Source organism: Paenibacillus sp. RC84 (genome assembly GCF_041260495.1).
GTDB lineage: Bacteria > Bacillota > Bacilli > Paenibacillales > NBRC-103111 > Paenibacillus_F.
In genome coordinates this window covers 102,376-125,252 of the sequence record NZ_JBGBYL010000013.1, presented here as the reverse complement: position 1 = coordinate 125,252, position 22,877 = coordinate 102,376, and the positions used below count along the sequence as shown (strand labels likewise).

Genomic DNA, 22,877 nt, shown 5'->3' with positions numbered 1-22,877 from the left:
CCCTAGATCCCTTGTCGAAAGCGGGATTTAAGCACTTATTCACAGAGTTATCAACAAAGTTATACACATTGTCCACAGGGAGAGATTTGTGTTAGTTTTGGAATTCTAACAAAACAAATGGATAAAATTCGAAGGCTGCCAGATCCTTTAACGTTGTTTCCACAACTTCGCCTTCTTTGTCCAGCAGCGTGAGACGTGCTCCCCGATTTGTAATTAGATCGTTGATCAGATCAAGGAAAGGACCTTCATCCGCTCCAAGCATCGCTTTATTCCATTCGAATGTGATTTTCTTAATCTTCCGGTCTTGTATCAATTTTTTCATCCCCAGAAAAGCATGATACTCTCCACCCTCGATATCGATCTTAACCAGATCAATCGTATCCAGTTCTTGCAACTCGTTATCTAAGGAGACAGCTTCGACGTCCCGGATCGTATAGTGATCGATCAGATTGTCGTCCTTAGGCTTTTCCTTCCATGAGGAATATCCATGAAATCTTTCCGAGCTCCGAAATTGCAGCGTCTTATTTTCCGAATAAACCGCTTTGTTTATGACGGTTACGTTCTCCGTAAGCCAGTTCATAGCCAAGTTATCCTTTAAGACAGCAGCCGTGTTGGGGTCGGCTTCGTATCCGATAACCTTCCCCGTATTTCCGACTACTTTGGCGGCCAGCACCGTAAAATAACCTATGTTTGCTCCTACATCCACGACCGTATACCCGGGCTTCAACTGAGTAAGGAAATATTTCGTTAACGGGACTTCAAACATACCGGTGGTTACCAATGTCGGCATTAGACTCAAATCATTGGACGGTATCGTGATTACGGCATTATACGCTAACTTCACCATCATTTTATTGTTTCCTATATAGGTTCCGTGCATGATTATCCTCTCTCCCTTTAGCTGTTCACTGTTGTAATTTTTTTAATAATGCGGAGCTGTTCAGGAAAAACTCGGGATAATGAGCCGCGTCTCCCACTAATTTGGCTATCCCTATTACCGGAGCCGCCTCGCTGCCTTTACCCAGCAAAGTGAGCACAAGAGCATATAAATAATATAAATCCGTATAATCCGGGTATTTAGGAAGAGCCCTATTTAACATGTGGAGAGCATCCTCATCTCTCTCAAGTTCTATCAAACATAGTATCAGCCATTTCGTATAAACGCCTTGCTGCTCTGGCGAAGAGTCGTTTGTATTTATCAATCGCTGCCACAGGCGATACGCTTCTTCCGGCATTCCTTGCGCAAGCCAACCGATAGCAGCATCGTGATCGGATTCGGGTGATTTTATATTCCGGGCTAAGCTATACACTTTGTCTACAGACATTCGGCTTCCCGGTTGCTTTCTTACAGCCGCTGTCTCCCATCTGCCAAACGAGTGATTTTCGATGAGAGAATATACGGAAACAAGCTCGATTTTATCTTTATTGCTATGCAGCAGCCTTTTTATAAATCGCCGGTGCTCTTCTTCATTCAAGAAGTCTTTCTCATGGAGCAAAATGTTCCATTCATCCAAAGAATTCACCGGTACGGGATCGTAGCCGGCCACTTCCTTGTAGTACATCTCTACCTGAGGCAGAACCGCTTTCCATGAGAAACGGGCTGCCGTTTCAAGGCCTTTTACAATCTGATTTTCTCTTGGCAGGGGATTCTCAAGCAACCAAGTCAATTGTTTGGACAAACTCTCCGGATCACCGATTTCCGCCAGCAAAATATTAGATCCCTCTACCGCATATTCCAGAACACCCTGATTACGGGTGCTCACAACCGGGCAGCCGCAAGCCATGGCCTCTATCACGGGCAGTGAAAAAGATTCATAATGTGACCCGGAGACAAACGCAGCCGCTCCCCGATACAGATCGGCAATCTCTTGCTGAGTCGGATTCACGTAAATCTCGGATATCCACGGTTTTTCTTGCGGCGAAAACTGAGGTTTAACCGGAGTAATCCAAATTAAATCATAATTTGCCTGGATTGCAGGGGAATGTAGATAGGCTTTCCAAACATCATGAATGCCCTTAAACGCTATTTGTTCGTTCCCCATCATTAAGATATACGGACGCTCTCTCTTAAGTATATGGCCTGAAAGCTTAAAAATCTGAGAATCAATACCGTTATGAATGACTGTAGAATCACAATTGTACATATCCTTGAGCAAGTTGCTAACCTGATGGGAAACCGTTAATACCCGATCCGCCCGATCTAATTGCTTTTGAATAAATTGCAGCTGTTCTTCTTCCAGCTTCTCCGGTTCAAATAAATGTTTATCCCCCTGCTCGAAGTAAACAACCGGCGCAATCCCCGTCTGCACACATTCATAGATGTGATCGTAATACGTCGCCACTATCAAATCACAAGTAGGAATGCCCTGCCCCAAATCCAAACCGTAAGGTATCTGGATATATTGTGCCTGCAGTGGAAACCATTCCGGAAAAGGATGTCTTGATATAATCGTTACGCGGAAGCCTTTTTCAATCAGACGATCGGCTTGTTCAAAGACGATTTTAACGCCGCCCCAAATACCGACCTGATTCATAACGAAAACGATATGAAGTCGGTGCTTGGGATCCAAACTCTTTCTTTCCAATTCACGCTTTAAGCGATTTCCATCATTTCTTAGATCATTTTTTCTTTTGAGTTGAAGAGCGGAACGAAGTTTATCCAGCATATTAACTCCTAAAATTCAATTCGGCATAAAATCAGCTTATCCATTAAGAACCTTTAATCTCTCAAGAGCCGGAACGAAAGAATACTCACTGCTTTTTGTATAGTATGAATGAGCAAGGTCGATTTTTCCTATTACTTCATAATATAGTCCCAGATTATATAGCGATCGGTATGAGCCTACTCCGTCAACTGTTTCATAGCTCCCTGTCTTTACTTCACCTAAAAAGAGACAATGTTCAAATATATGCTGTATTTCAGAAAATCGGTTGACATCCTTTCTTTCTATTAAAGAGAGACCGTATAAAAATATAAATCTGTATAATCAGAATAAAAATCTAAAGCGTCATTTAATAAATGATCCAGTTCCTGAAACTTTCCTTTGTAAAACAAACAATAACCATAAGAGAGAAAAATGGATGAAGCATACCCCGGAAGGTTCTGATACTTAGACAACAGTTTAAGAGCCTCATCAAAATAACATTCCGCTTTCTCATATTCTTTACCGACGTAATGGGTCTGTCCGATTTGAAAATTAATATACGGCGAATTTGGCTCTTTTACTAGTTGTTTTTTTAATAAAGATAAATTTCTAGCTAACTTGTTTTTATTGTTAATTTCATCTTCTTTATACCCGTTATGTCCAATCCGCACATCTGTATCCAATTTTTTCGCGACAGGTTCTCCATGAGAGTAGAGCTGTTCATGAATAAATCCCTCAAAATAAAAAGATTGGTTGTTCGGAAACATACGGGTTAATCTATTTTTAACACAACGGTCAGCGTTGATATAATTCTCAATAATTACGGTGGCTGGTAGCTTCTTATTCCTCTTGTTAGCTGTATACTCTATGATTTTTTTTACAGAATCTCTTTCCAAAATCTCATCGGCATCCATAATTAGAATGTATGGTTTTGTTGCAAAGGAAATAGAAAAATTCCTCGCTTTCGAAAAATCATTATCCCATACGTAATGATAAACTTGAATATCTAATCGTTTTAATATATTTATAGTATTATCGGTTGATCCTGTATCTACTACAACGATCTCTTGTACAGCTGATTTTAAGGATGTGATGCAGCGTTCGATATGTTCTTCTTCATTTTTGACAATTAAACATGCAGAAATTTCCGCAAGATTATTCATAAGAAAAACCTCAATCTTTTATCAGAGTTACAAGATGGGCTAAAGTATTGAAATTCTGTTCTTTAAACATATCCATAATATTATCGAGATATACATTATTATGTTCTACTACTCTAGCGTAAGATTGTATTATTTTCACAGCAATCTCCGGTTGTAAATCTCTGTATTTCCCCGATATTCCTATAAAATGAATTTTTAGCATCGCATATACGACAACTATTTTTACATATTGCTCAAAAACATCTTCAACCTTAAAGTCAGGAAACTTTGTTTCAAATATATAATTAACAAGGTAATTTTCGAGAATATAAGAATACTTATCCATAAACGGTCTAAAGTAATTTTGTTCGTTATATAAATAATTCTCTTTTAAAAGTTTGATGTCGATTTTTTCGCCAGCTTCTATTGCTAAACCTTCCAACATATCTGAGTAGCATTCTATATAGCGTTTATTGCCAGAACCAAATGTGTCCCTAACACGAATCAATTCCAAAACAGATTTTATTTGAAATTCATAGTCTACTTTAATATCTCTGATGCTGCTTAGGAATACAGCATTTGTTCTTTTCATTTTATATTCTTCGATAAGAAATTCAACGTTTGCAAAATTAGTTGCTATCGCCCTCTTAGCCTTATCAATGAACAAGCCTAAAAAGATTAGGCGGTCACTTACAGACAAATTACGATCCTGTAAAATTTCGATTGTGAATATTCTGATTGCCCAAAAAGTTCGGTTCTGTTCCTCTGTATAGGTTGCGTGAGTTGAATTATTTACTCCCCATAAAGGATTGATTTCATAGTCAAGTTCTTCGAAGTCTATTCCCTCTTCATTCAATAGAGCAAGCCTAGCAACTTCCGGGCACGATAATTTCGCCGACAGTTCAAAACTATTGTTCATTTTATTCACAATACGAGGATAAGTGTTGCAGGTTGGAGACAGCATAGTTTCTCCCATGTTCTTTTGAATACTGCAAAGATTTACCTCATCCAACATAGGACACCTAAGAGTTTTCGGCTCCATTACAAAATGACCGTAATTTAATTCGCTTGAATCTTTTTTATTTCTTTTCACAGAATTTTTAAATTTTTCTGTTAGGACCGGATGCTTAAGATTTTTATAATTTTTAAAAGATTTTTTATCTAGAGTTACCCTCCATCCAACACAGCAACTATCCTCACACTCTGATCCTATACAAGCGAAGGATTTCATGTAGGTTGGTAAAAGTACAGTATCTTTCATTATGCGCACTTCCTTGTGTAGTTTTAGATAAAGAGGGGCCTATAAAAGGCCCCGCTCCGAGCTTATCTGTATTCAAAATTCAAATAACCGCTTTCCTGACCGTCGGGATTGATAATTTTAAATGTCACTACTCCCGCCGCAGCCATAGCTGGTGTTTTAAATTTCACCCGTGTTGTTGTTACAAAAGTAGCGTCATACTGCACACCATTAAATATAATTTTCGAACCCTGCTGGAGACTGGAACCATCGATATAAATAATTGTTCCTCCGCTAACAGGACCGTAACCAGGTGATACACTAGTTATCTTAGGAGCCGGTATTGCAGGAGGAGCATCGTAAGTAAATGTAGAACTGGCTGAAAGACCACTTGGATTAATGATTTCTACATTTACTGCACCAGGCACTGAAGCCGATGGCGTTTTAAATTTGACTCTGGATGAGCTGATATAATCATATGGAATCACGGCATTATTGAATTTTAGCGTTAATCCAGATTCAAAAAAACTTCCATCCAAATACACAATAGTACCGCCTGCCATAGGACCGTTACCAGGTGTAAGCACTCTTATGGATGGTTTATCTAATTCATAAGTAAATCCGTTTATTACGGTGGAAGATTTACCATCCGGGTTAGTCAATGTAACGTCCACACTACCTGCTACAGCAGCGGCAGGAGCCTTCACTCTTACAAGAGTAGGACTAACAAATCCGCTCAGTGGAACCACCGTACTGCCGAATTTGACAGTAGCGTTTGGCCGAAAGTCGGTGCCAGCTATCTCAACTGTATAACCGCCTAATTTATTACCGCTGTTTGGACTTATGCTTGTTACCACAGGATCCGGATAAACTGGTGGCGCATCATAAATGAAAGCATTGACTAACTCACCGGATTGGTTGTCCGGATTAACCACTTTAATAGTAAGTGGTCCTGCTGTCGTATATGCCGGTGTTGTAGCCTTCATACGGGTGGTACTTACATAGGTGGCATTAAGATCTATTTCCTGGCCACCTGTAACAAAGAACATTTTAGCCCCGCTTTTGAAATTAGAACCATCCACATAAATAATAGTTGTTCCTTCAAGTGGCCCATGGTTTGGCGATGAGCTCGTTACGGTAGGTGCTGGAGCTGCCGGAGGAGCCAAATAAGTGAAGGCCTGCAGCAATGTATTCGTTTGAAGATCGGGATTTATTACATTAAAGTTTACAATCTCGGCTTTTGACCAAGCCGGCATTTTAACTTTCAAACGAGTACCGCTGACGAAAGTCGTTTCTGCTTCTTTACTGTCTGTGTCATTTTTTATTGTTACCTTCGCGCCTGTTACAAAGTCTTTACCTTCAACATATACGATCGTTCCGCCTTCCATAGGCCCACTGTTAGGAGAAACGGAAGTAATGGTTGGAGCGTTAGGAGGTGGAGGCAAAATGTATTTGTATGCTTGAGGTAATGTAGCCGAAGTACCATCTGCATTCAACACTTTGACGTCAACCGTTGCTTCTTGAAGCGAAACCGGTGTCTTCACAGATAAAGTGCCTTGGTTAACAAAAGTAACGCTTGCAGCAGGTGTGTCACCAAAAAACACCTTACTTGTAGCTTCAAACAACTGACCAGTTAGCACAACTGTTTCATTACCGCTAGTATAACCTTGGCTAGGTGATAGAGATTTTAGTTCAAGTTTAGGAGGTTCATTGTAAGTGAAAGCACCTTTAACCACCAAAAAAGTACCATCTGGATTCTCAAGTGTAACATCCACTAGTCCAGGCTGGGCACCCTGTGGAGTAATAGCGGTAATATATTGGGTGGTGTTATATGTCACGGTAGGAGAATAATTCTCACCGACTTTGACTTTAACACCATTCATGAAATACTTCCCTGTTATCAATAATTTAGTGCCTCCAGAGAGAGGCCCCGAACTAGGTTCCAATTTTGAAACCTCAGGATTTGCGTAATAGAAAAACTTATCAGAAGCAGATTGACCATCCGGATTTATAACGGAGAGGACATTTTCTCCCTGAATACCTGACGGAACGATAAATTCAATTTTTTTGTCACTGATAAGATTAACTGATGTCGAGTAAGACCCTCCTATTCTAACCTTAACGTTAGGCAGGAAATTAGCCCCTTCGATCACAATTGTCTCCCCACCAAGAATGTGTCCTTTATTGGGCGTAACAGACGTAATAACCGGAGCAGGGTATTTTACCACAACATTTGAGACAGGTATATCATAGGTTCTGCTCGCTCCCGTATAATCCTTATAAGTAATTACGGATCCTTTACTTACAGGGAACGTTCCGGCAACCAATCCCGTATGTCTCACTTTATACGTAAAAGAGAGAACATCTTTCTTCAGCTCAAGGAAATTCCATGTAAGTGTGTTACCGCTGACTACAGGTTTAGGAATATTATTATTATAAGAACCCGGAACAATTTCGAATCCATCCGCTACGACATCTTTTACGATCACATCATAGGCGCTGGCTAGACCGATTTCCTGTACTATTGCCGCATAAATCTCACTTAGCCCTACGGAACCCAAAATAAAGTGGTGATGGTGTGCCGTAGTCGCCATATTTTTCATCAAAATGTTAGGGGAGCTTGAGTCAGGATTGTCAGTAGCGTTTAAAAGCGCAATGGTGTAAAAGACAATCCCGGCATCTTTGGCCTCTTGAGCTTTCTTAAGTGTATAATCAAAGGCATTAAGACCGTCACCCGCACCAGTTGCCTCACCATCTGTTAACAAAACGATAACTGGCTGAGCATCGCTCCGATGGTTTGCAAGCAATTCTGTTGCTTTTTGAATAGCACTACCTGTATTGGTTGAACCATTCGCAATTAAAGTATCCACGTAACTTTTTGCGCTCTGCTTATCGGTTGTAAGATTAAAGGAACCTACATTCGTGCTAAAATCTACGATTCCGACTTGATGTTTTGTAAAATCCATCAAATCTATGAATCCCTTGGCGGCATTTTTAGCACTATTCATCTTCTCTGTACCCATGCTTCCTGATCTATCGATAATCAGAATAACATCGTTTGGTTTTACCACGTTTACTGGTGGTGTTCCCTGAATATTTAATGTAATTTCAGTTTCTTCTCCTACAAGAATGCTGGAGGGATTTACTGTTTTGGAAGCTGACACGTAACTCGTAGCTGCCAGAACTTTAGATGCATTCATGGGTAACAAGCTTATTACCATTATTGTAATAAGTAAGAATGTTATTGAACGCTTAATAATGTTCATATATAGCCCCCGAATCAAAATTTTTGATCAATGAAATATGCTTCATTGCAACCATAAGAATCGTATTTACTTGAGACTTTAGGGGAAATTTGGTTGGCACGGTCCATTTGATCTTTTTTTCTGGACATGGATAGCATAAGCTGCTTATTTAACTCGAAAAGTTGTTCAAGGAGCTCCTTTTCGGCATCGGTATAAGATTGATCTCCTAAAGAGTCCAATGCTTTAAAGTAGTTGTCCAGCTCTTGTTCCACAGCGTGATATCCATTTAGATCAGATTTATCCAAGAGTTTCTCGTATATTGCCTTTATCTGCAGCATGATCCGTATCCGTTCCATACCTCTTAGCCCCTACTGCTCTTTACAATATGTAAAGCTTTTTTCCAAGTTTCAGCATAGTCCCTAGCAAAATCGATTACTTCAATAAGGATTTCTTCTTGCTTTCGCACTGTAAATTCATTGATTCTTCTTAAATAGTATTCATACAACTCTTTTAGCTGATTAGAAATTTCATAATCGAAATTAAGTGTTACAATCAACTCATAAAAAATCGATCTAGCTCCATGAATTTTATCAAGCATGGCTTCATGATCGTTTTGGTTAAAAAACATTTTGGCCATATTCAGCTTTCGATACAACTCTTCGTATAAAAGGAGGGTAAGGTCGCCAGGACTCGCTGTCTCAACTTTTGTTTTCAAGTATTGTTCTTTATAATTTGGTGCAATCATTTAACTTCTCTCCTTAAAACCTTTTTGTTGTTCTTCCAGCAAGAATAGGCCAATTCAATTCTTACAGCTGTCCTAACTGTTGAGATAACCATGAACCTTGACTGTTCAGTTTCTGGATAGCCTTTTCCATAGCAGTAAATTGTTTATAGTATCTTTCTTGTACGGACTTGATTCTATCTTCGAGCGTATCCATCTTGTCATTAATATCCCTGAGGGATTTACCTAGCTGACTTCCATCTACCGCATCCGAAATGGTGGACGTTCCAATACGTTTAACAATTTTATTGATTTGATTGGTTAAATCGCTATAAATTCTTTCGGCAAAACCGGTTTGGGATTTATAATCCTTATCTTTAGGGTCCAACGTACTTGTTTGAGTAAAAATCTTCATTACAGCGTCCGGATTGGTATCGACAGCCTCCTGCAGCTTTTTCTCATCAAGATTTAATTTGCCTAACTCACTAGGTTGCCCTTTTTGATACCCTTTAAACGTAATGCCAATGTCAGACAAGGAATTAAAATCATCCGGCAATCCTTTAATAGTTCCTACAAGAGAACTACGAGTGGCATCCAGCGTTCCTTGCAGAATATCATCCTTGTAAAGCATCCCCACTTTAGCTTTAGACTCCCACAAATTTATTTGGGTTTCTGTCATAGCTTCCTTCTGTTCATCTGTTAATGGAGTATAAGTTTTTGAGGGAATCGCTTTTGTTTTAGTATTAATTTTTTCGACGAGCTGGTTATACTGAGTGACGAATTCCTTAATTTGGCCTACTACATTTTCTGTATCTTGGGACACTTTTACGGTCACTGCTGAGGTCGAAACTCCATTCAAATTAAACTTCAAACCGTTAAATTCCATAGAATTATTTTTCAATTCCATCGTCGACCCGTTTATAACAACGGTAGCATCTGTTCCTGTAACGGTAGTAGTCGTATCTAGCTTCAAAACGTTGGACGCCAGACTATTGGTTCCGTCCTGAACATTAACGGAAGCTGCTTTACCGGTTGATGTTGTACTGAGCATAAAACGCTTATTGATTTTGTCATAGCTCATATTAACACCTATACCGGAACCGTTGACTTGCTTCATTATTGAATCATAAGTGGTATCTGGCGTAACAGTGATCTTAACGTTTTTTCCTTCCGGGCCTTCCACCACAAAGTCACCAGAAACCCCTACCTTGCTTTTGGTATCGAGGTCCACAGTATTACCCGTTAAGAGAGCTGAGGAAGCGAGTGATTTAACTTCTACTGTATAGCTGCCGCTGACAGCCGAAGAAGTTGTTGCTGCTGTTACGACAGCCGGATTGCTGCTTGTCGCCGCTTGTTTGTTATAATTTGAAGAGAATCTGAGTTTATCAACCAATGAGCGAATGGAACTTAAAGTGGTATTGACCTCTCGGTAATCGTCACGTTTCCAAGCGATGATTTGCTTCTGCTGCTTCAGTTTATTGAGCGGCATCCGCTCCACTTTCATCAAATCGCTTATGACCTTATCCGTATCTATTCCGGAAGCCATCCCGCTGAATTTTATTGAGGAAACCAATTGCATTCACCTCCAAATTGTTCTATCTTTTTTCGTCCATCAGAATACCGGCCTGTTTAAGCAATTGATCGATCATATCTATGAACTTCTCGGGTGGAATTTCCCGTATCACTTCATCCGTATCCGTATTCATTACTTTTACAATTATCCTGTGATTGCTTGAATGAATAGTAAATTCCAGATGTGTATTGGCACCTACAAGAGTCTTATTAGCCTGATCTACTAATTTCGAAAGCTCTTCTTCACTAACTGCCAATACTTTAATCTCTGATTTTTCCGTCCCAGAAACCGCTGGCTGCCCATATGTTTGTGTATCCGAGGTTTGCGGAACAAAGCCTGTTGCAACCTCAAGCCTCATTCTGTGAACTCCCTTTCGAAAATTATATTAAAAAGACCGGCCGGGTAATCCGGCCGGACCAATTCCAAATGGAATCAAATTAACGAAGCAGTTGAAGAACGCCTTGCGGCTGTTGGTTAGCTTGTGCCAGCATAGCTGTAGCAGCTTGCTGCAGAATACCATTCTTGGTGAATTCGGACATTTCTTTAGCCATGTCGGTATCACGGATACGGGACTCAGCCGCTTGCAAGTTCTCGGATGTAGTTCCAAGGTTGTTGATAGTGTGCTCCAGACGGTTTTGAACTGCACCCAGGCTAGAACGGTTAGTCGATACTTTATCAATCGCCTTTTGAACTTTTTCCAGGTTAGCAGTTGCTTTTGCATTTGTTCCATCCAAAGCAGCTAGACCATCAACACCGAGTTCTTGGGCAGTAGCTTTTGTCAGCGTCAATTTAATAACTTCATCTTTGTTAGCGCCAACTTGGAACGTAAGATCAGTTGGAGCAGTATCTCCCAACAGGTTCTTAGTGTTAAAGCTTGTTTGCTTCGCAATAGAGTCAATTTGAGCAGTCAACTCTTTAACTTCAGCATCAATTTTAGCGCTATCTTCAGTTGTCAATACTTCGTTTGCTGCTTGAGTGTACAGTTCGCCCATACGCTGCAGCATAGCGTGAGTCTCGTTAAGAGCACCTTCAGCAGTTTGAATCAGAGAGATACCGTCCAATGCATTTTTCGAAGCTTGCTCCAGACCACGAACTTGGTTACGCATTTTTTCGGAAATTGCCAGACCGGCTGCATCATCAGCTGCGCGGTTGATTCTGTAACCCGAAGAGAGTTTTTCCAAAGATTTGCTTTGGGAAGCATTGTTGGCACCTAGTTGACGTTGAGTGTTGTAAGAGCTAATGTTGTGGTTAATACGCATGATTATATTCCTCCTTGAATGTAGGCAGTGATCGCATCCTTGCGTTCACCTGATTTGTGGATTAAGCGAGTTCAGTCGGCCGCCAAAGCCCGCTTGCTCCCATGATATATATATCGGAGCAAACTGATATATACTTTATAGCTATTTAGATGAATTTCAAAAAAATTTATTCTGAATTTCCGGATTTATTGGAAATGCCTCGTAAGGCATGAAGAAGAGAAGTTTTATCGGAATTCAAACTGATAGCAGCCTGGTTTTCGGCTTGAATAGCTTGGTAAATTTCTTCGCGATAGATTGTAACTTCTTTTGGGGCCTCGATACCGATCCTGACTTGGTCTCCGGCCACATCTAATATCGTCAGGACAATGTCTTGACCAATCATAATTTTTTCGCCTTTGAGACGAGAAAGGATAAGCATTCAATCCGCCTCCTTAATCAAGGAATGCCTAATAGGAAAAGTAGAATTTTCTAAAACAATTTGCGCCGCTTTCTTCAAACTTCTGTTTACAACAATAGGGGCTTTTAAATTCATAGTAATAATACTTTTATCTCGAACGGTTACTATGCCAAATACTTGTGTATCTCGTTCCTCTTTTATACCAAGCTGCTCTTTAATCAGCTTTGGTAAATCAAATTCATAGGCAGGTTCAAATAAAAAGGGCTCTGCTACAATAAAGGCAAGATCTTCATCATCTAGGGATTGAAGCACAAGAAACACAGACTCTTTCCCATCTAACTCAAGTAAAGCATACTGAGTATACTGTTCAAAACCGAATATTCCCGTTTCAAAATTGATCAGTTGATCCTTTGAAATTTCAATTTCACCAAATCGTGTAGATTGTATAATCATCGAATTTCCTCCCTATAAAAAGAAAGAATAGCTATAGAAATATAGCTATTGTCTCACATGTTTTAAATTGATGCATCTATATTTCCACCCACTACGGCAAAGGAAATGGCATTCTTCTGAATAACATAGACATCCAGTTTCCCAGGTTCAAAGCGAATCTGGGGTTGGTTTTGTTTGGGATTAAATGCAAGAACCCCTTCCTGAACCTCTGGATGTACTGCGCCAGGGGTATATTGAATATCGACATTATCAAAAGATGGTTCGCCCGTTATCTGTATCGGCCTATCCTTAGATGCGTTTTCCCGTGCAATATCCGCGAATGCATTAGAGTGATTCGTTATGTCCATCATACGATCACCATTTTGGGCGATCTCTGCAATGTTCTGCATGGAAATGTCGAATGAGCTTTGTGCGATACGATCTCTCATTTCAATCAGCTTTGAAGAACCCAAAGCGGACCAAGCCTTGGTTGAATCAATCTCAAGAGCAGATTTCTCCATATTCAAGCTGACTTTTGCATTTTCCCGATGAAGGTTCAGTTCGGCTTTTGGCTGCTCAATCGACAACTGCCCTTGAGTTCTGGAGAGTCCGATTTTTCCATACTGCTGGCTAATTTGAATACGTGGAAGCTGCATAAGCCGCCCCTCCTATCTCAGGAAGTCCAGCAAGCTTGGACGGATAATCCGGCCCATTGTATCAAGGGAAGCTTGAAAAACGCTCTCTGCTGTTTTCAAATCGGTAATAGTTTTAGGTACGTTAACATCTTCAATTTTGGATTGAAGATCTGTGTAGTTTATCGTAAGATCTTCCAGCCGATCGGTTGTAAACTTAAGACGATTTTGACGAGCACCTACATCTGCTTGGGCATAGAGTACACGATCCATGCTAGATTGAATTTCTTTGATACTTTTTTCAATATCCGCTGTATTGTCACCGTTCAAAGCAACTTTTAAGTTATCCAACACTTTAAAAACATTAGTTGCCTTAGTTGGATCAGCCGGATCCTGAAAAGTACCAAAAACATCTTTGCCAAGAGAGTTCACATCTACATAAATGCCCGCACCTATCTGATAGCGCATAACTCCTTCATCAAGGGTATAAGCCGTATTTGCTGGGTCATCGGAAAACGGTTTCTGATCCGTCATCTGGCCGTTAAAGATATACTTCCCTTTGAATTGCGAATTTCCAATAGCCACCAGTTGTTTATATAACTCGTCAACTTCCTGACCAAGAATCTTACGTGCCTCGGGGTTAATGGATTCTGTGGATCCCTGTATAGCCTTTTCGGATACAGTTTGTAGAAGCTGCACAGCCTCGTTCATCACAGTATCCGAAAAATTCATCCAAGAGTCCGCATCCTTGGCATTTTCGGCAAATTGATCCGTCATATCGATTTCGCCTCTATAACGAAGCGAGCTGGATATTCCTACGGGATCGTCGGAAGGACGGTTAATCCGCTGCTGCGTTAACAGCTGCTCTTGATATTTATCCAACCTATTATAGTTCGTTTGGAGATTTTTCATCATCGACGAACTCATCATGTTCTGTGTGATCCGCATTTAGCTACCCCTCCTATCTGCCGACAACGCCGGTCCCGTTAATCAATTTGTCGAGCATTTCATCTACAACGGTGATAACACGAGCCGAAGCGTTGTAGGCGTGCTGGAATTTAATCAGGTTGGCCGTTTCCTCATCGGGCGACACACCGCTGATCGATTGACGCAAGCTGTCTGCATGGTCGGTAAGCAGCTCGCCGTTTTCGAGCATTTTCTTGGCATGATCGGTCTGAACACCCAATTGGCTCATTACCGCTTCATAGTAACCGCCGTAGGTCGAAGATGCTGTCAAGGCTGTACCGCCGAAATCAAACGTCTTCTCCGCCAGGCCGCCGATAAGAAGCGCCAGATCGCCGTTGCTTTGCACCACTTTGTCGGTAGGTGCCGCAGGCGGTTTGCTGACGGTTTCGATACGCAGCGAAGCCGCGATCTTCTTCAAATCTTTGGCAATGTCCGGGTTAACCCGAATGTTCTCTGCCGTAAATTTCCCCGATCCGTCGGAAGTGACGAAGAAGTCCTTCCCGTTGGTAGCTGGATCTTCGAGGGTGTATCCGAGCCTATGAAGCCCATTCAAGCCATCGACGGTTACCTTCGCGTCGGCAGCCAGTTTGCGCGGATTGGCCGGATCCATTTTCGCTCCTGCCGGAGGCGTCATCCCTTTAGGCAAAATGCTTCCCGCCGGAAGGGTGACCTCGATTTTGCCGGTAGCCAGCGTATTGGCCATGAGATCGATTTGTTTGGTGTATTCGGCAATGAACGTATCCCGGGACTGTACATAGCCGAAGATCTCACCGGATGTGACGCCCGCGACATCGGCCTGCACAATAGAATCTGAGTTGAGATCGTCGATAACCTGTTTCGTTCCGAACGTGATCTGGTAAGTCTGCGAAGTCTCCGTTACTTTCACGTTACCGAGCTTGGACAGTTGATCGACAAGGTAGTCACGTTTATCCCGGAGATCGTTGGCATTATCCCCACCGGACTCAATGTGTTTAATTTGCTTCGTCAGGTCGGAGATTTCGGTCACATAGCTGTTCGCTTCAGACACTTTGACGTTGATTCTTTCCGTGATGTTGTTACCCATCGTCGCAAACTGATTAGCCATGCTGTTAAAAGAATCGGCCATCGCCATCGCCTGCTGAACGACTGCGGAACGGGCGGCCAGGTCTTCCGTGCTCGGGTTTTTGCTAAGCGTCTGCCAGGCTTTCCAGAATTCCGTGATATTCTTAGCCAGACCGTTGTTCGACGGTTCGTTAACGACGCCCTCAATGTTGCCGAGCGTTTCCGAAATAACTTTCGATTCGTTCATTAATGAGTTCTGATTCCGGTATTCCACGTCAAAATAAATGTCCCGTATACGCTGGATCGCATTGACTTCAACCCCCATGCCCAGCTGGCCGGGAGAGGTGGAATTGGTCACAGAAGGATATTCGAGCGGACGGGCGGCAACCATCTGAGCCACCTGGCGGGAGTATCCCGGAGTGTTGGCGTTGGTAATGTTATGGCCCGTTGTATTCAGCGCGACTTGCTGTGCGATAACACCGCGTTTGCCGAGCTCCAGTCCATGAAATGTAGAACGCATAAATTCACTTCCTTTGCTGTAGGGCCTTAAGCGGCCGGAATATGTGCCGGGCTAAGCCCGTGTATCGAAGTAAGCGTTCTTGCGTTTGGCCTGTCCCTGCTGGGTCGGGTTCGCATAGATCGCGTCCTGCTCGGGTGTTGCCGTTAAGAGGTCGAGTGAAAGGTCGATGAATCCGAGTGACTGTTCCACCAATTGCTGATTTAAAGCATTGAGTTCTTTAAGCTGTCTGATTTCTTTTAAAAGCCGCTCCTGACAATCCATCAGCTGCTGTTTTTCTTCCGCTTTGAAAACCAGCTTAACCAATTCTCCGACGGTTATAAAAGGGTTCGTTTTATAGCAGCGTGTTACCATGTATTCATTGATCTTGACTACACGGCGCTGATCCAGCTCCTGGATTTCTTTAACGGCCTTGGATTCTTTCTGGACAATAGCCGACAGCTCTTCTATGGAGTTCTGAAGAATCGCTTCTCTCTTCCTTGTCCCAAGCTCCCGAAGTTCCTGGTGGCATTCAATAATGCGATTCAAAACGTTGACGATTTCGGATACGGACACAGCTTTTCACCCGTTTCTGCCGGTCTTATTTGAGGTACGGAAGGAGTTTCTCGGCGATCTTGCCCGCTTCCACATGATAGGTTCCCGATTTAACCTGCTGTTTCAATTCTTCTACTCTGCGCATTCTATTCTCATCCCCTGCGGCTCCAAGCAGCTCTTTGGCTTCCGTGGAAATTTGAACCTCGTCTTTGGGACGGTTACGTTTATCAGCGGCAGCCGTCTGAAACTGTTCTTTATGCTTGGCATACGGATTTACATTTCCGATACGATGGCTATCATTAATTTTCATAGTTATTCACCTCTTGTTATCTGATGGAGGATCCTCTACTTTCCAAGGCCGCTTTACGGCTCGATTCTACAAAAAAACCGATAATGGTTATTACTATTATCGGCAGAAGGATATGATCTTTTTAGTTAAATACAGCTTTTCTGATTAGTGCCGGTCTTTTAAGCGGTCCGTAATGCGAAAATGATGAGCGTCTTTTTCCGCGTTTGCGCTGTTTTTGCCCTCATCCATCATCTGATTCACATCCCGTACAAGGCGCTGGCGACAGGAGTCGCACATGGTATGTTCACGAATAGGGTTTCCGCAAACTTCGCAGGGATAGGTCAGATTCGGTGAATCCGCTATCGAAATACGGCCTTCGCGGATAAAACGGATAATCTGGCGCATAGGGACTTCCGTCTCTTCATGCAGCTCCTGAAGATCGCATTTACGATTCTGCCGCAGGTAGTCCGCACATGCAACATACTGAGCCTCAATGTCTTTTACGCAGGCCGGGCAAGTTTCGGCAAATCCTTTCACAAAAAGCTTTCCGCAGCGCGGACAGTTTTGAACGTTCATGCTCATTATGATCACCTTATCAAACTTCAAGTATAGTATACGACTAGTGTAACGTATTGGACTTGCGTTGAGAAGGGGCCTTCTGAAAGAGTTGGAAATATGTTTATTTCTCTCCATATCATGCACCTTGGCAGAATTAACGCGCCCACATCAGCCCGTAAACCTCTACCGGTAAAGATTGCGTTATAGTCTGGGCGCATTGGTTTAGAGTACTCCCTGTTGTGTAGACATCGTCAAGCAGGAGGACGCGAATCGGCCATCCTTGACCCGCCTGCAGCCGCGCAATCGATCCTGCGGCTTCCTCAAGAAGCTTGAAAGCTCCCTGCAGATCGTTGAGCCGCTCCCCCCTTGACTTAAAGCTCTGCTTAGCCGTATGCCTTGTCCGCTCAAGCAGGGGCATCACAGGCAGCGAGAGCCGTCTTCCCAGATCTACGGCCATGGCCTCGGCCTGATTGAAGCCTCTTTCCGCCAGGCGGCTGACATTCATGGGTACGTAACTGATGCAGTGAAAGCCGGAACTTTCGTGCCCCGCTGCCGGCAGTTCTTTGATCAATTGATGATAGGCATGTACCATCATCCCGGAGAAAAGAGGAAGCAGGCGCTCATTGCCCCTGTATTTGTAGGAGGCCAGCCATTCTTTCATCAGGGAGTCATAGCGGACTGCACTTCGGCTGTACCGGAAAAAACACGTCGTTCGTCGGATACAGTCCGGACAATCATCCGGACGGCCGCAAACCGGACAACGCACAGCCATTATCCAAGGAATGGCGGTAAAACAGGTCATGCAAAGCCCGAGGCTCTCTTGGGCGGAGCTCCTGCGCCCGCCGCAGCAAACACAATTAGCCGTTTCTCGATCACGTGCGTTTATCTCGGCTTCAGGAAACTGAAACCATCGTTTCACCTTGCTCCACCATGCCGCAGGCGGCTTGGGGTTGGATAGACCGATCATTCGTTTATCCTTCCTTTCACTGACTTAATTCAATAAATAGCCTCTTTTCCGTGCTGTCCGGTTCATTTTTTTGATTTGCCGGATTGCCCCTGTTTGCGAGACGGTATTTTCCAATCCTGCAAAAAAAACAAGTCCTCGGGGGTCATCCTTCGATCTTCCCGCACGGCCTGCCATTTGAACCAAAGCCGCTTCGTTGAACAAACTGGAATCCGCGTCGAGGATGAATACGTCCGTTTTAGGCACGGTCACGCCACGCTCCAAAATCGTTGTGGTGACCAGGATGTCCGTAACCTTCCCGCGGAAGTCGGTTACCTTCACCGACCTTTCGTGGTCTTTGGACGATGTGCCGGCGATAACCTTGTCCGGCCAGAGGCCTTGAAGCAGCCCGACAAGCGGGTCCACCAGCTTGATCTCCGGCACGAACACGAACAGCTGCGCGCCGCGTTCGAGCGAGCCTTCCAGACGCGCACGCAGCGTCTGGGGCAGGGCACCGCTGCGTAGGATACGCCGCAGCGGAGGCACCGGCACCCGCTTGGGCACGGGCAGCGGGTGCCGGTGAAAGCGCACGGGCACGGTGACGTGAGGCAGGCGTCCGGACGCCGCCTCGCGCTGCAGTGCCCGCGGGGGCGTCGCCGAGAGGAGCACGTAGCGTCCTCCCGGCGCGAGAGCTTTGCGCGCGGCGAATTCCAGCGCCGCGCTGTTCAGGTACGGGAAAGCGTCGATCTCGTCGATAATCACGGCATCAAAAGCATGCGCGAAGCGCATAAGCTGATGCGTGGTTGCGATCGTGATATCGCCGCTTTCCCACGTCTGGCTGCCGCCGCCGTACAGCGTCACGATGCTGCGGCCCTCAAACGCGCGCATCAGGCGCGGCTGCAGCTCGAGTACGACGTCCCGGCGCGGAGTGGCAATCGCGATCTTGCGGCCGTGCGCAAGTTCGTATTGGAGGAGCGGGAAGATCATTTCGGTCTTTCCCGCTCCCGTGACCGCCCAGATCAAGAAGCTGGGGGCTGTTTTGCCGCCTTTCTCTCCCTCATCCGGGTCTCCGCCGTTTCGCGCCAGCGCCACTTTTCCTGCCGCATCTTTGCTGCCGGGCGATGTGCTGCTTAAAAACGCAAGCGCCTCCTTCGAAGCTGCTGTTTGAGCCGGACTCAGACCCCAAGGGGTTAAATAAACCTCCAAAGTAGGATCCAATACAGATTCCCTTGTACTATTTTTAGGACAACGGTTCCCCCTTGGGTTTTCTTTTTCCTCTCCAGACCACCGGTAAACATCCTCCTCGCCCTTGTCGTTTCCCTTAACTCCTTCAATGAGCAAAGTACAGGAACGCACTCGCCCCATAGTCAGACATTCTTCACAGTAGGCGCAATCCGTTCCGCAATGATAACAGGGAGTAAAATGAAGTTTGCCGCTTCCGCATCTTCTGCAGCTATAGGTGGTCTGCCGCCGCCAAAAGGCCGGAATCTTTCTCATCTGGTTGTTCTGTAATCCATTGGTCAAGGTGATATCCCCGTTTAAATAAGCCAATTGGATGTAAGCTTTCCAAACTCCATTTTCCAACAGCTCTGCCATCCCAGAAGCCTCCAGCAACCGGATGACTTCTTCACTCAAAAGACTTCTGCCGTTTAGTGCTTCTATAATTCGATCATATGTGGTGGAATTGTCAGGAAACTCAGATGGGCCGCAAGTAAGCCAGCTGTCATAATCTATCGAACGGGAAGTGAGGGATTGAACGATTTCTGAAGGAACCGGCGGGGACGTACGCATTAATTTTTCTGAGAGGAGCGTTTTTTTTCTACCGTCAGGCGGCGGAGAATGGTTTAAATCTGGGGTTGATTCCGTTAGGGTTGCTGCTTGTAAGTAATCATTTAAAGACTCTGGTGAAGAAAGTCTAGGGTGAATTACATAAGGGGGCTTGAAAAGATCAGAATGGGTTTTGGAGGTACTTCTTTTACCTGTAGAATAAGAGTGGGGGATTAAAAATTCGGTTTTCAGCCAATCAGGGTCTTCTCTTGACGAGGAGGGTGTATAAACAGACGGATGAATTTCGGGAAAAACATGGGGGAATCGCTTCTTGCATGAGGGAGAGCTCAGCACATCAATCAGAGCCAGAGCTTGTCCAACTGAGACAGGAGGCTCCAGCAGCACAATCCGGACGGAACGTCCGAGCCGCTCGAACCAGTACGTGAAGTCGACGGCCATTGCAAGGGAAATGTGCCATTGCCAACCATTATCGTCGGCAGCAGCGTAAACTTGAACTTTCATGCCTCACCTACTTCAACGCTTATTCGGTTGTAAACGATTACGTAAACCACAGACGGCACAGAGCCAATGAAGAATCCTAGGTGCTTACTCAAACAACGGAAGTTTAACCAGCTGTTTCTGGTCGCTCACATGCATAACCACCAGGTTATCGCGCTCGGATAATGAAGCCCATTCTTCCCAGGAAGATTCGGGCAAAACCGTTCTGATCTTAAGCTCGTAGGAACGTGAAAGCTTCTCGGCAATCCGCAGCGTATCGTCCGTTGACCCCTCGTCAATTACAGAGACGGTCAGCGATTTTCCGCTGAACCTCGCCAGAAAAAACAAAGAACGGATATACCACTCGATGTGCAGTTGGTTATCCTTGGTCACTAAAAGCAGGTGGTACGAACGTACCTCTTCATTGGGGCGTTTTAATGCATGGAGCATACATACACAGAAGATGTAGCTCCCTACAAATAACATCAATCCGGTCCACATGACGGCTCCCTCCCTTAGCATACTATATGCCTTGGCGGGAGGGTTGGTTCCTAGAGAGTCACCCAGCCGTTTTTGATGGCAATAATAACGGCCTGTGTACGGTCGTCTACTTCCATCTTTTGCAGAATGCTGCTCACATGGTTTTTTACAGTCTTCTCGCTGATATAAAGGAATTCTCCGATCAGCTTGTTGCTTTTGCCTTCAGCCATCAAACGCAAAACTTCCGCTTCACGCTTGGTCAGCGGGCTTGTCGGAACATGAATATATTTTAGTCCGGATTCTTGAACACCGTTGCCGGAACCCATAACACCGTTATCATCCAGATATGTCATACGACGGAGCTGGTTGATCAATTTACCGGTGACTTTCGGGTGAATATAGGCATGCCCGGCTACAACGGAGCGAATCGCATTGATCAGCGCCTCCGCCTCCATATCCTTCAGCAGATATCCGGAAGCACCTTTGCGAAGCGTCTCAAACACATAACTTTCATCGTCGTGAATCGAAAGGATGATCACCTTAACGTCGGGAAAAATAAGCTTTAGCCGCTCAGTAGCGACAACGCCGTTTTCCAGCGGCATGTTAATATCCATCAGGACTACATCCGGCTGCATTTCGTTGCAGAGCTCGATAACCTGAATACCGTCGCCGCACTCCCCGATGACTTCCATATCGTCTTCCATATTAATGATTCGTTTGAGGCCTTCGCGAAACAGCTGATGATCGTCCGCAAGAATGAGTCTTACGTTACGCTTGGGACTCCCCTGGTTGTCCATTACCAATTTCCTCCTTGTTCTCTGCGCGAATGGGAATCAACATCGTAATCTTCGTTCCCACGTCCTTTTCTGAGTAGATGGCCATGTCCCCTTCGAGTAGCTTCAACCGTTCCCGCATCCCGATGATGCCAAAATTGTTGCCCTTGGCAATCTTATGCTCCGTCAAGTCCACATTGAAACCGATTCCGTTGTCATTAATGGAGATACTCACCAGATCCTCTTGGAAAGACAGCTCAAGTGTAACGAACGTTGCGTGGGCATGCTTGAGAATATTGGAGAAGGTTTCCTGAATCAGGCGGAAAATAGCGACCTCCATCCCGGATGGAAGTCTTGTTTCTTTGCCCGAAATTTCAAGCTTCGTATGTACCTGGGTCTTATCTTCAAAATCCTGTACGAATTTACGTACGGTCGGAATCAAGCCAAGATCGTCCAGCGCCATCGGCCTGAGATTGAAGATCATTTTGCGAACTTCCTCCAGCCCGCACCGCAGCTGGGACTTAAGATCTATGAGTTCTTCCTTTGCCGCCGTATATTCCTGTTTGGTCACCATGCGCTCCGCAATTTCCGTGCGAAGTACGACGTTCGCCATGGTCTGCGCTACCCCGTCATGAATCTCTCGGGCCATGCGCTTGCGCTCGTCTTCCTGGGCCAAAATTATTTTCAGCCCGAGCAGTTGGCGGTTTTTGGCCGACTCCAGAATGCGGGTGACCTGATTAAGATCACCCGATAAATATTCGAGAACGACATTCATTTGGGAGACGATCATTTCCGCCCGCTCGAGCTGTTTGTCTACATTTTTGATTCTTTGTTGGATGTCGTTGCGTCTTTCTTTCAGGTGATTCTCTTTTTCTCTGGATACCGTAAGCTGCAGTTGGAGCGATATAGCCGCCTCGTAGGCGGTTTTGATGTCATTTTCCCGGTATCTGGCAAAATCACGACTTACTTCCGTAAGACGGATACGCGCACGTTTGTAGCCACGTTCCAGGTTGTCCACCAGCTCGATCGTCTGGGTAACTTCATCCTTAACTTGACTTAATTCCCTAAGAAGCGACTCTCGTTCGCCCCGGGCGCTTTCGCAAATTTCGAATACCTGGTACTTGCTGCTCTCCATGACTTCGATGGCGTTCTTGATGACACGGTCTAATGCATCCACCTGCAAATCGCTCCAAACCCCTTTTCAAAACAAATTGGTCTGCCTTCTATA

General features: G+C 44.3%; 23 protein-coding genes. All 23 read right to left on the bottom strand.

Annotated elements, in window-relative coordinates; all coding sequences use genetic code 11:
- Positions 1-91: 91 nt before the first annotated feature.
- A complete protein-coding gene (locus ABH899_RS26205) occupies positions 92-850 on the bottom strand; it encodes an FkbM family methyltransferase (RefSeq protein WP_370001675.1) in 759 nt (252 codons plus the stop codon).
- Positions 851-905: 55 nt separating this feature from the next.
- Positions 906-2,666 (bottom strand): glycosyltransferase, encoded by a 1,761-nt coding sequence (locus ABH899_RS26200; protein WP_370001674.1) that lies wholly within the window; start codon positions 2,664-2,666, stop codon positions 906-908.
- A 284-nt stretch (positions 2,667-2,950) separates the two neighbouring features.
- Positions 2,951-3,808 carry a glycosyltransferase gene (locus tag ABH899_RS26195; RefSeq protein WP_370001673.1) on the bottom strand — a complete coding sequence of 286 codons (858 nt, stop codon included), beginning with the start codon at positions 3,806-3,808 and terminating at the stop codon, positions 2,951-2,953.
- A 10-nt stretch (positions 3,809-3,818) separates the two neighbouring features.
- Positions 3,819-5,048: a flagellin lysine-N-methylase gene (fliB, locus tag ABH899_RS26190; protein ID WP_370001672.1), complete on the bottom strand. Its 1,230-nt coding sequence runs from the start codon at positions 5,046-5,048 to the stop codon at positions 3,819-3,821.
- A 62-nt stretch (positions 5,049-5,110) separates the two neighbouring features.
- Positions 5,111-8,290: an IPT/TIG domain-containing protein gene (locus tag ABH899_RS26185; protein WP_370001671.1), complete on the bottom strand. Its 3,180-nt coding sequence runs from the start codon at positions 8,288-8,290 to the stop codon at positions 5,111-5,113.
- Between the two features lie 14 nt (positions 8,291-8,304).
- Entirely contained in the window at positions 8,305-8,625 is a 321-nt protein-coding gene (locus ABH899_RS26180; protein ID WP_370001669.1) for a hypothetical protein, read from the bottom strand.
- A 5-nt stretch (positions 8,626-8,630) separates the two neighbouring features.
- A complete protein-coding gene (gene fliS / locus ABH899_RS26175; protein WP_370001668.1) occupies positions 8,631-9,014 on the bottom strand; it encodes a flagellar export chaperone FliS in 384 nt (127 codons plus the stop codon).
- 61 nt (positions 9,015-9,075) lie between these two features.
- Positions 9,076-10,563, bottom strand: a complete 1,488-nt coding sequence (fliD, locus tag ABH899_RS26170; protein WP_370001667.1) for a flagellar filament capping protein FliD — start codon at positions 10,561-10,563, stop codon at positions 9,076-9,078.
- Positions 10,564-10,585: 22 nt separating this feature from the next.
- Positions 10,586-10,921: a flagellar protein FlaG gene (locus tag ABH899_RS26165; protein WP_370001665.1), complete on the bottom strand. Its 336-nt coding sequence runs from the start codon at positions 10,919-10,921 to the stop codon at positions 10,586-10,588.
- 79 nt (positions 10,922-11,000) lie between these two features.
- Positions 11,001-11,822 carry a flagellin N-terminal helical domain-containing protein gene (locus tag ABH899_RS26160; protein ID WP_370001664.1) on the bottom strand — a complete coding sequence of 274 codons (822 nt, stop codon included), beginning with the start codon at positions 11,820-11,822 and terminating at the stop codon, positions 11,001-11,003.
- 166 nt (positions 11,823-11,988) lie between these two features.
- A complete protein-coding gene (csrA, locus tag ABH899_RS26155; RefSeq protein WP_370001663.1) occupies positions 11,989-12,240 on the bottom strand; it encodes a carbon storage regulator CsrA in 252 nt (83 codons plus the stop codon).
- Positions 12,241-12,672, bottom strand: a complete 432-nt coding sequence (fliW, locus tag ABH899_RS26150) for a flagellar assembly protein FliW (RefSeq protein WP_370001661.1) — start codon at positions 12,670-12,672, stop codon at positions 12,241-12,243.
- Between the two features lie 62 nt (positions 12,673-12,734).
- Positions 12,735-13,307 carry a DUF6470 family protein gene (locus tag ABH899_RS26145; protein ID WP_370001659.1) on the bottom strand — a complete coding sequence of 191 codons (573 nt, stop codon included), beginning with the start codon at positions 13,305-13,307 and terminating at the stop codon, positions 12,735-12,737.
- Positions 13,308-13,319: 12 nt separating this feature from the next.
- Complete coding sequence (flgL, locus tag ABH899_RS26140; protein ID WP_370001658.1) at positions 13,320-14,231, bottom strand: flagellar hook-associated protein FlgL; 912 nt, start codon at positions 14,229-14,231, stop codon at positions 13,320-13,322.
- Positions 14,232-14,244: 13 nt separating this feature from the next.
- Entirely contained in the window at positions 14,245-15,810 is a 1,566-nt protein-coding gene (flgK, locus tag ABH899_RS26135) for a flagellar hook-associated protein FlgK (protein WP_009677022.1), read from the bottom strand.
- A 51-nt stretch (positions 15,811-15,861) separates the two neighbouring features.
- Positions 15,862-16,362: a flagellar protein FlgN gene (locus ABH899_RS26130; protein WP_326050658.1), complete on the bottom strand. Its 501-nt coding sequence runs from the start codon at positions 16,360-16,362 to the stop codon at positions 15,862-15,864.
- Between the two features lie 25 nt (positions 16,363-16,387).
- Positions 16,388-16,651, bottom strand: coding sequence for a flagellar biosynthesis anti-sigma factor FlgM (gene flgM, locus ABH899_RS26125; protein ID WP_009677024.1), 264 nt, complete (start codon positions 16,649-16,651; stop codon positions 16,388-16,390).
- 144 nt (positions 16,652-16,795) lie between these two features.
- Positions 16,796-17,212: a flagellar protein gene (locus ABH899_RS26120; protein WP_009676992.1), complete on the bottom strand. Its 417-nt coding sequence runs from the start codon at positions 17,210-17,212 to the stop codon at positions 16,796-16,798.
- 130 nt (positions 17,213-17,342) lie between these two features.
- Positions 17,343-17,849: a ComF family protein gene (locus ABH899_RS26115; protein ID WP_370001656.1), complete on the bottom strand. Its 507-nt coding sequence runs from the start codon at positions 17,847-17,849 to the stop codon at positions 17,343-17,345.
- A 330-nt stretch (positions 17,850-18,179) separates the two neighbouring features.
- Complete coding sequence (locus ABH899_RS26110; RefSeq protein ID WP_370001655.1) at positions 18,180-19,349, bottom strand: helicase-related protein; 1,170 nt, start codon at positions 19,347-19,349, stop codon at positions 18,180-18,182.
- Between the two features lie 1,155 nt (positions 19,350-20,504).
- The gene (locus tag ABH899_RS26105) at positions 20,505-20,897 is read right to left on the bottom strand and encodes a glycosyltransferase family 2 protein (protein WP_370001654.1); all 393 of its coding nucleotides are present in this window, start codon (positions 20,895-20,897) and stop codon (positions 20,505-20,507) included.
- 50 nt (positions 20,898-20,947) lie between these two features.
- The gene (locus tag ABH899_RS26100; RefSeq protein WP_009677083.1) at positions 20,948-21,673 is read right to left on the bottom strand and encodes a response regulator; all 726 of its coding nucleotides are present in this window, start codon (positions 21,671-21,673) and stop codon (positions 20,948-20,950) included.
- Positions 21,645-22,832: a sensor histidine kinase gene (locus ABH899_RS26095; RefSeq protein WP_218231327.1), complete on the bottom strand. Its 1,188-nt coding sequence runs from the start codon at positions 22,830-22,832 to the stop codon at positions 21,645-21,647. The genes ABH899_RS26100 and ABH899_RS26095 overlap by 29 nt, the downstream gene beginning before the upstream one ends.
- Positions 22,833-22,877 lie beyond the last annotated feature (45 nt).

What these genes read in the sequence shown, in the direction of transcription:
- ABH899_RS26185 (WP_370001671.1), bottom strand. Translation starts at nt 8,290, where the DNA reads ATGAACATTATTAAGCGTTCAATAACATTCTTACTTATTACAATAATG.
- ABH899_RS26105 (WP_370001654.1), bottom strand. Translation starts at nt 20,897, where the DNA reads ATGTGGACCGGATTGATGTTATTTGTAGGGAGCTACATCTTCTGTGTA.
- ABH899_RS26100 (WP_009677083.1), bottom strand. Translation starts at nt 21,673, where the DNA reads ATGGACAACCAGGGGAGTCCCAAGCGTAACGTAAGACTCATTCTTGCG.
- flgL (WP_370001658.1), bottom strand. Translation starts at nt 14,231, where the DNA reads ATGCGGATCACACAGAACATGATGAGTTCGTCGATGATGAAAAATCTC.
- flgM (WP_009677024.1), bottom strand. Translation starts at nt 16,651, where the DNA reads ATGAAAATTAATGATAGCCATCGTATCGGAAATGTAAATCCGTATGCC.
- ABH899_RS26200 (WP_370001674.1), bottom strand. Translation starts at nt 2,666, where the DNA reads ATGCTGGATAAACTTCGTTCCGCTCTTCAACTCAAAAGAAAAAATGAT.
- csrA (WP_370001663.1), bottom strand. Translation starts at nt 12,240, where the DNA reads ATGCTTATCCTTTCTCGTCTCAAAGGCGAAAAAATTATGATTGGTCAA.
- fliW (WP_370001661.1), bottom strand. Translation starts at nt 12,672, where the DNA reads ATGATTATACAATCTACACGATTTGGTGAAATTGAAATTTCAAAGGAT.
- ABH899_RS26205 (WP_370001675.1), bottom strand. Translation starts at nt 850, where the DNA reads ATGATGGTGAAGTTAGCGTATAATGCCGTAATCACGATACCGTCCAAT.
- ABH899_RS26180 (WP_370001669.1), bottom strand. Translation starts at nt 8,625, where the DNA reads ATGGAACGGATACGGATCATGCTGCAGATAAAGGCAATATACGAGAAA.
- ABH899_RS26165 (WP_370001665.1), bottom strand. Translation starts at nt 10,921, where the DNA reads ATGAGGCTTGAGGTTGCAACAGGCTTTGTTCCGCAAACCTCGGATACA.
- flgK (WP_009677022.1), bottom strand. Translation starts at nt 15,810, where the DNA reads ATGCGTTCTACATTTCATGGACTGGAGCTCGGCAAACGCGGTGTTATC.
- ABH899_RS26115 (WP_370001656.1), bottom strand. Translation starts at nt 17,849, where the DNA reads ATGAAAGAATGGCTGGCCTCCTACAAATACAGGGGCAATGAGCGCCTG.
- ABH899_RS26195 (WP_370001673.1), bottom strand. Translation starts at nt 3,808, where the DNA reads ATGAATAATCTTGCGGAAATTTCTGCATGTTTAATTGTCAAAAATGAA.
- ABH899_RS26145 (WP_370001659.1), bottom strand. Translation starts at nt 13,307, where the DNA reads ATGCAGCTTCCACGTATTCAAATTAGCCAGCAGTATGGAAAAATCGGA.
- ABH899_RS26120 (WP_009676992.1), bottom strand. Translation starts at nt 17,212, where the DNA reads ATGAGCATGAACGTTCAAAACTGTCCGCGCTGCGGAAAGCTTTTTGTG.
- fliB (WP_370001672.1), bottom strand. Translation starts at nt 5,048, where the DNA reads ATGAAAGATACTGTACTTTTACCAACCTACATGAAATCCTTCGCTTGT.
- fliS (WP_370001668.1), bottom strand. Translation starts at nt 9,014, where the DNA reads ATGATTGCACCAAATTATAAAGAACAATACTTGAAAACAAAAGTTGAG.
- ABH899_RS26160 (WP_370001664.1), bottom strand. Translation starts at nt 11,822, where the DNA reads ATGCGTATTAACCACAACATTAGCTCTTACAACACTCAACGTCAACTA.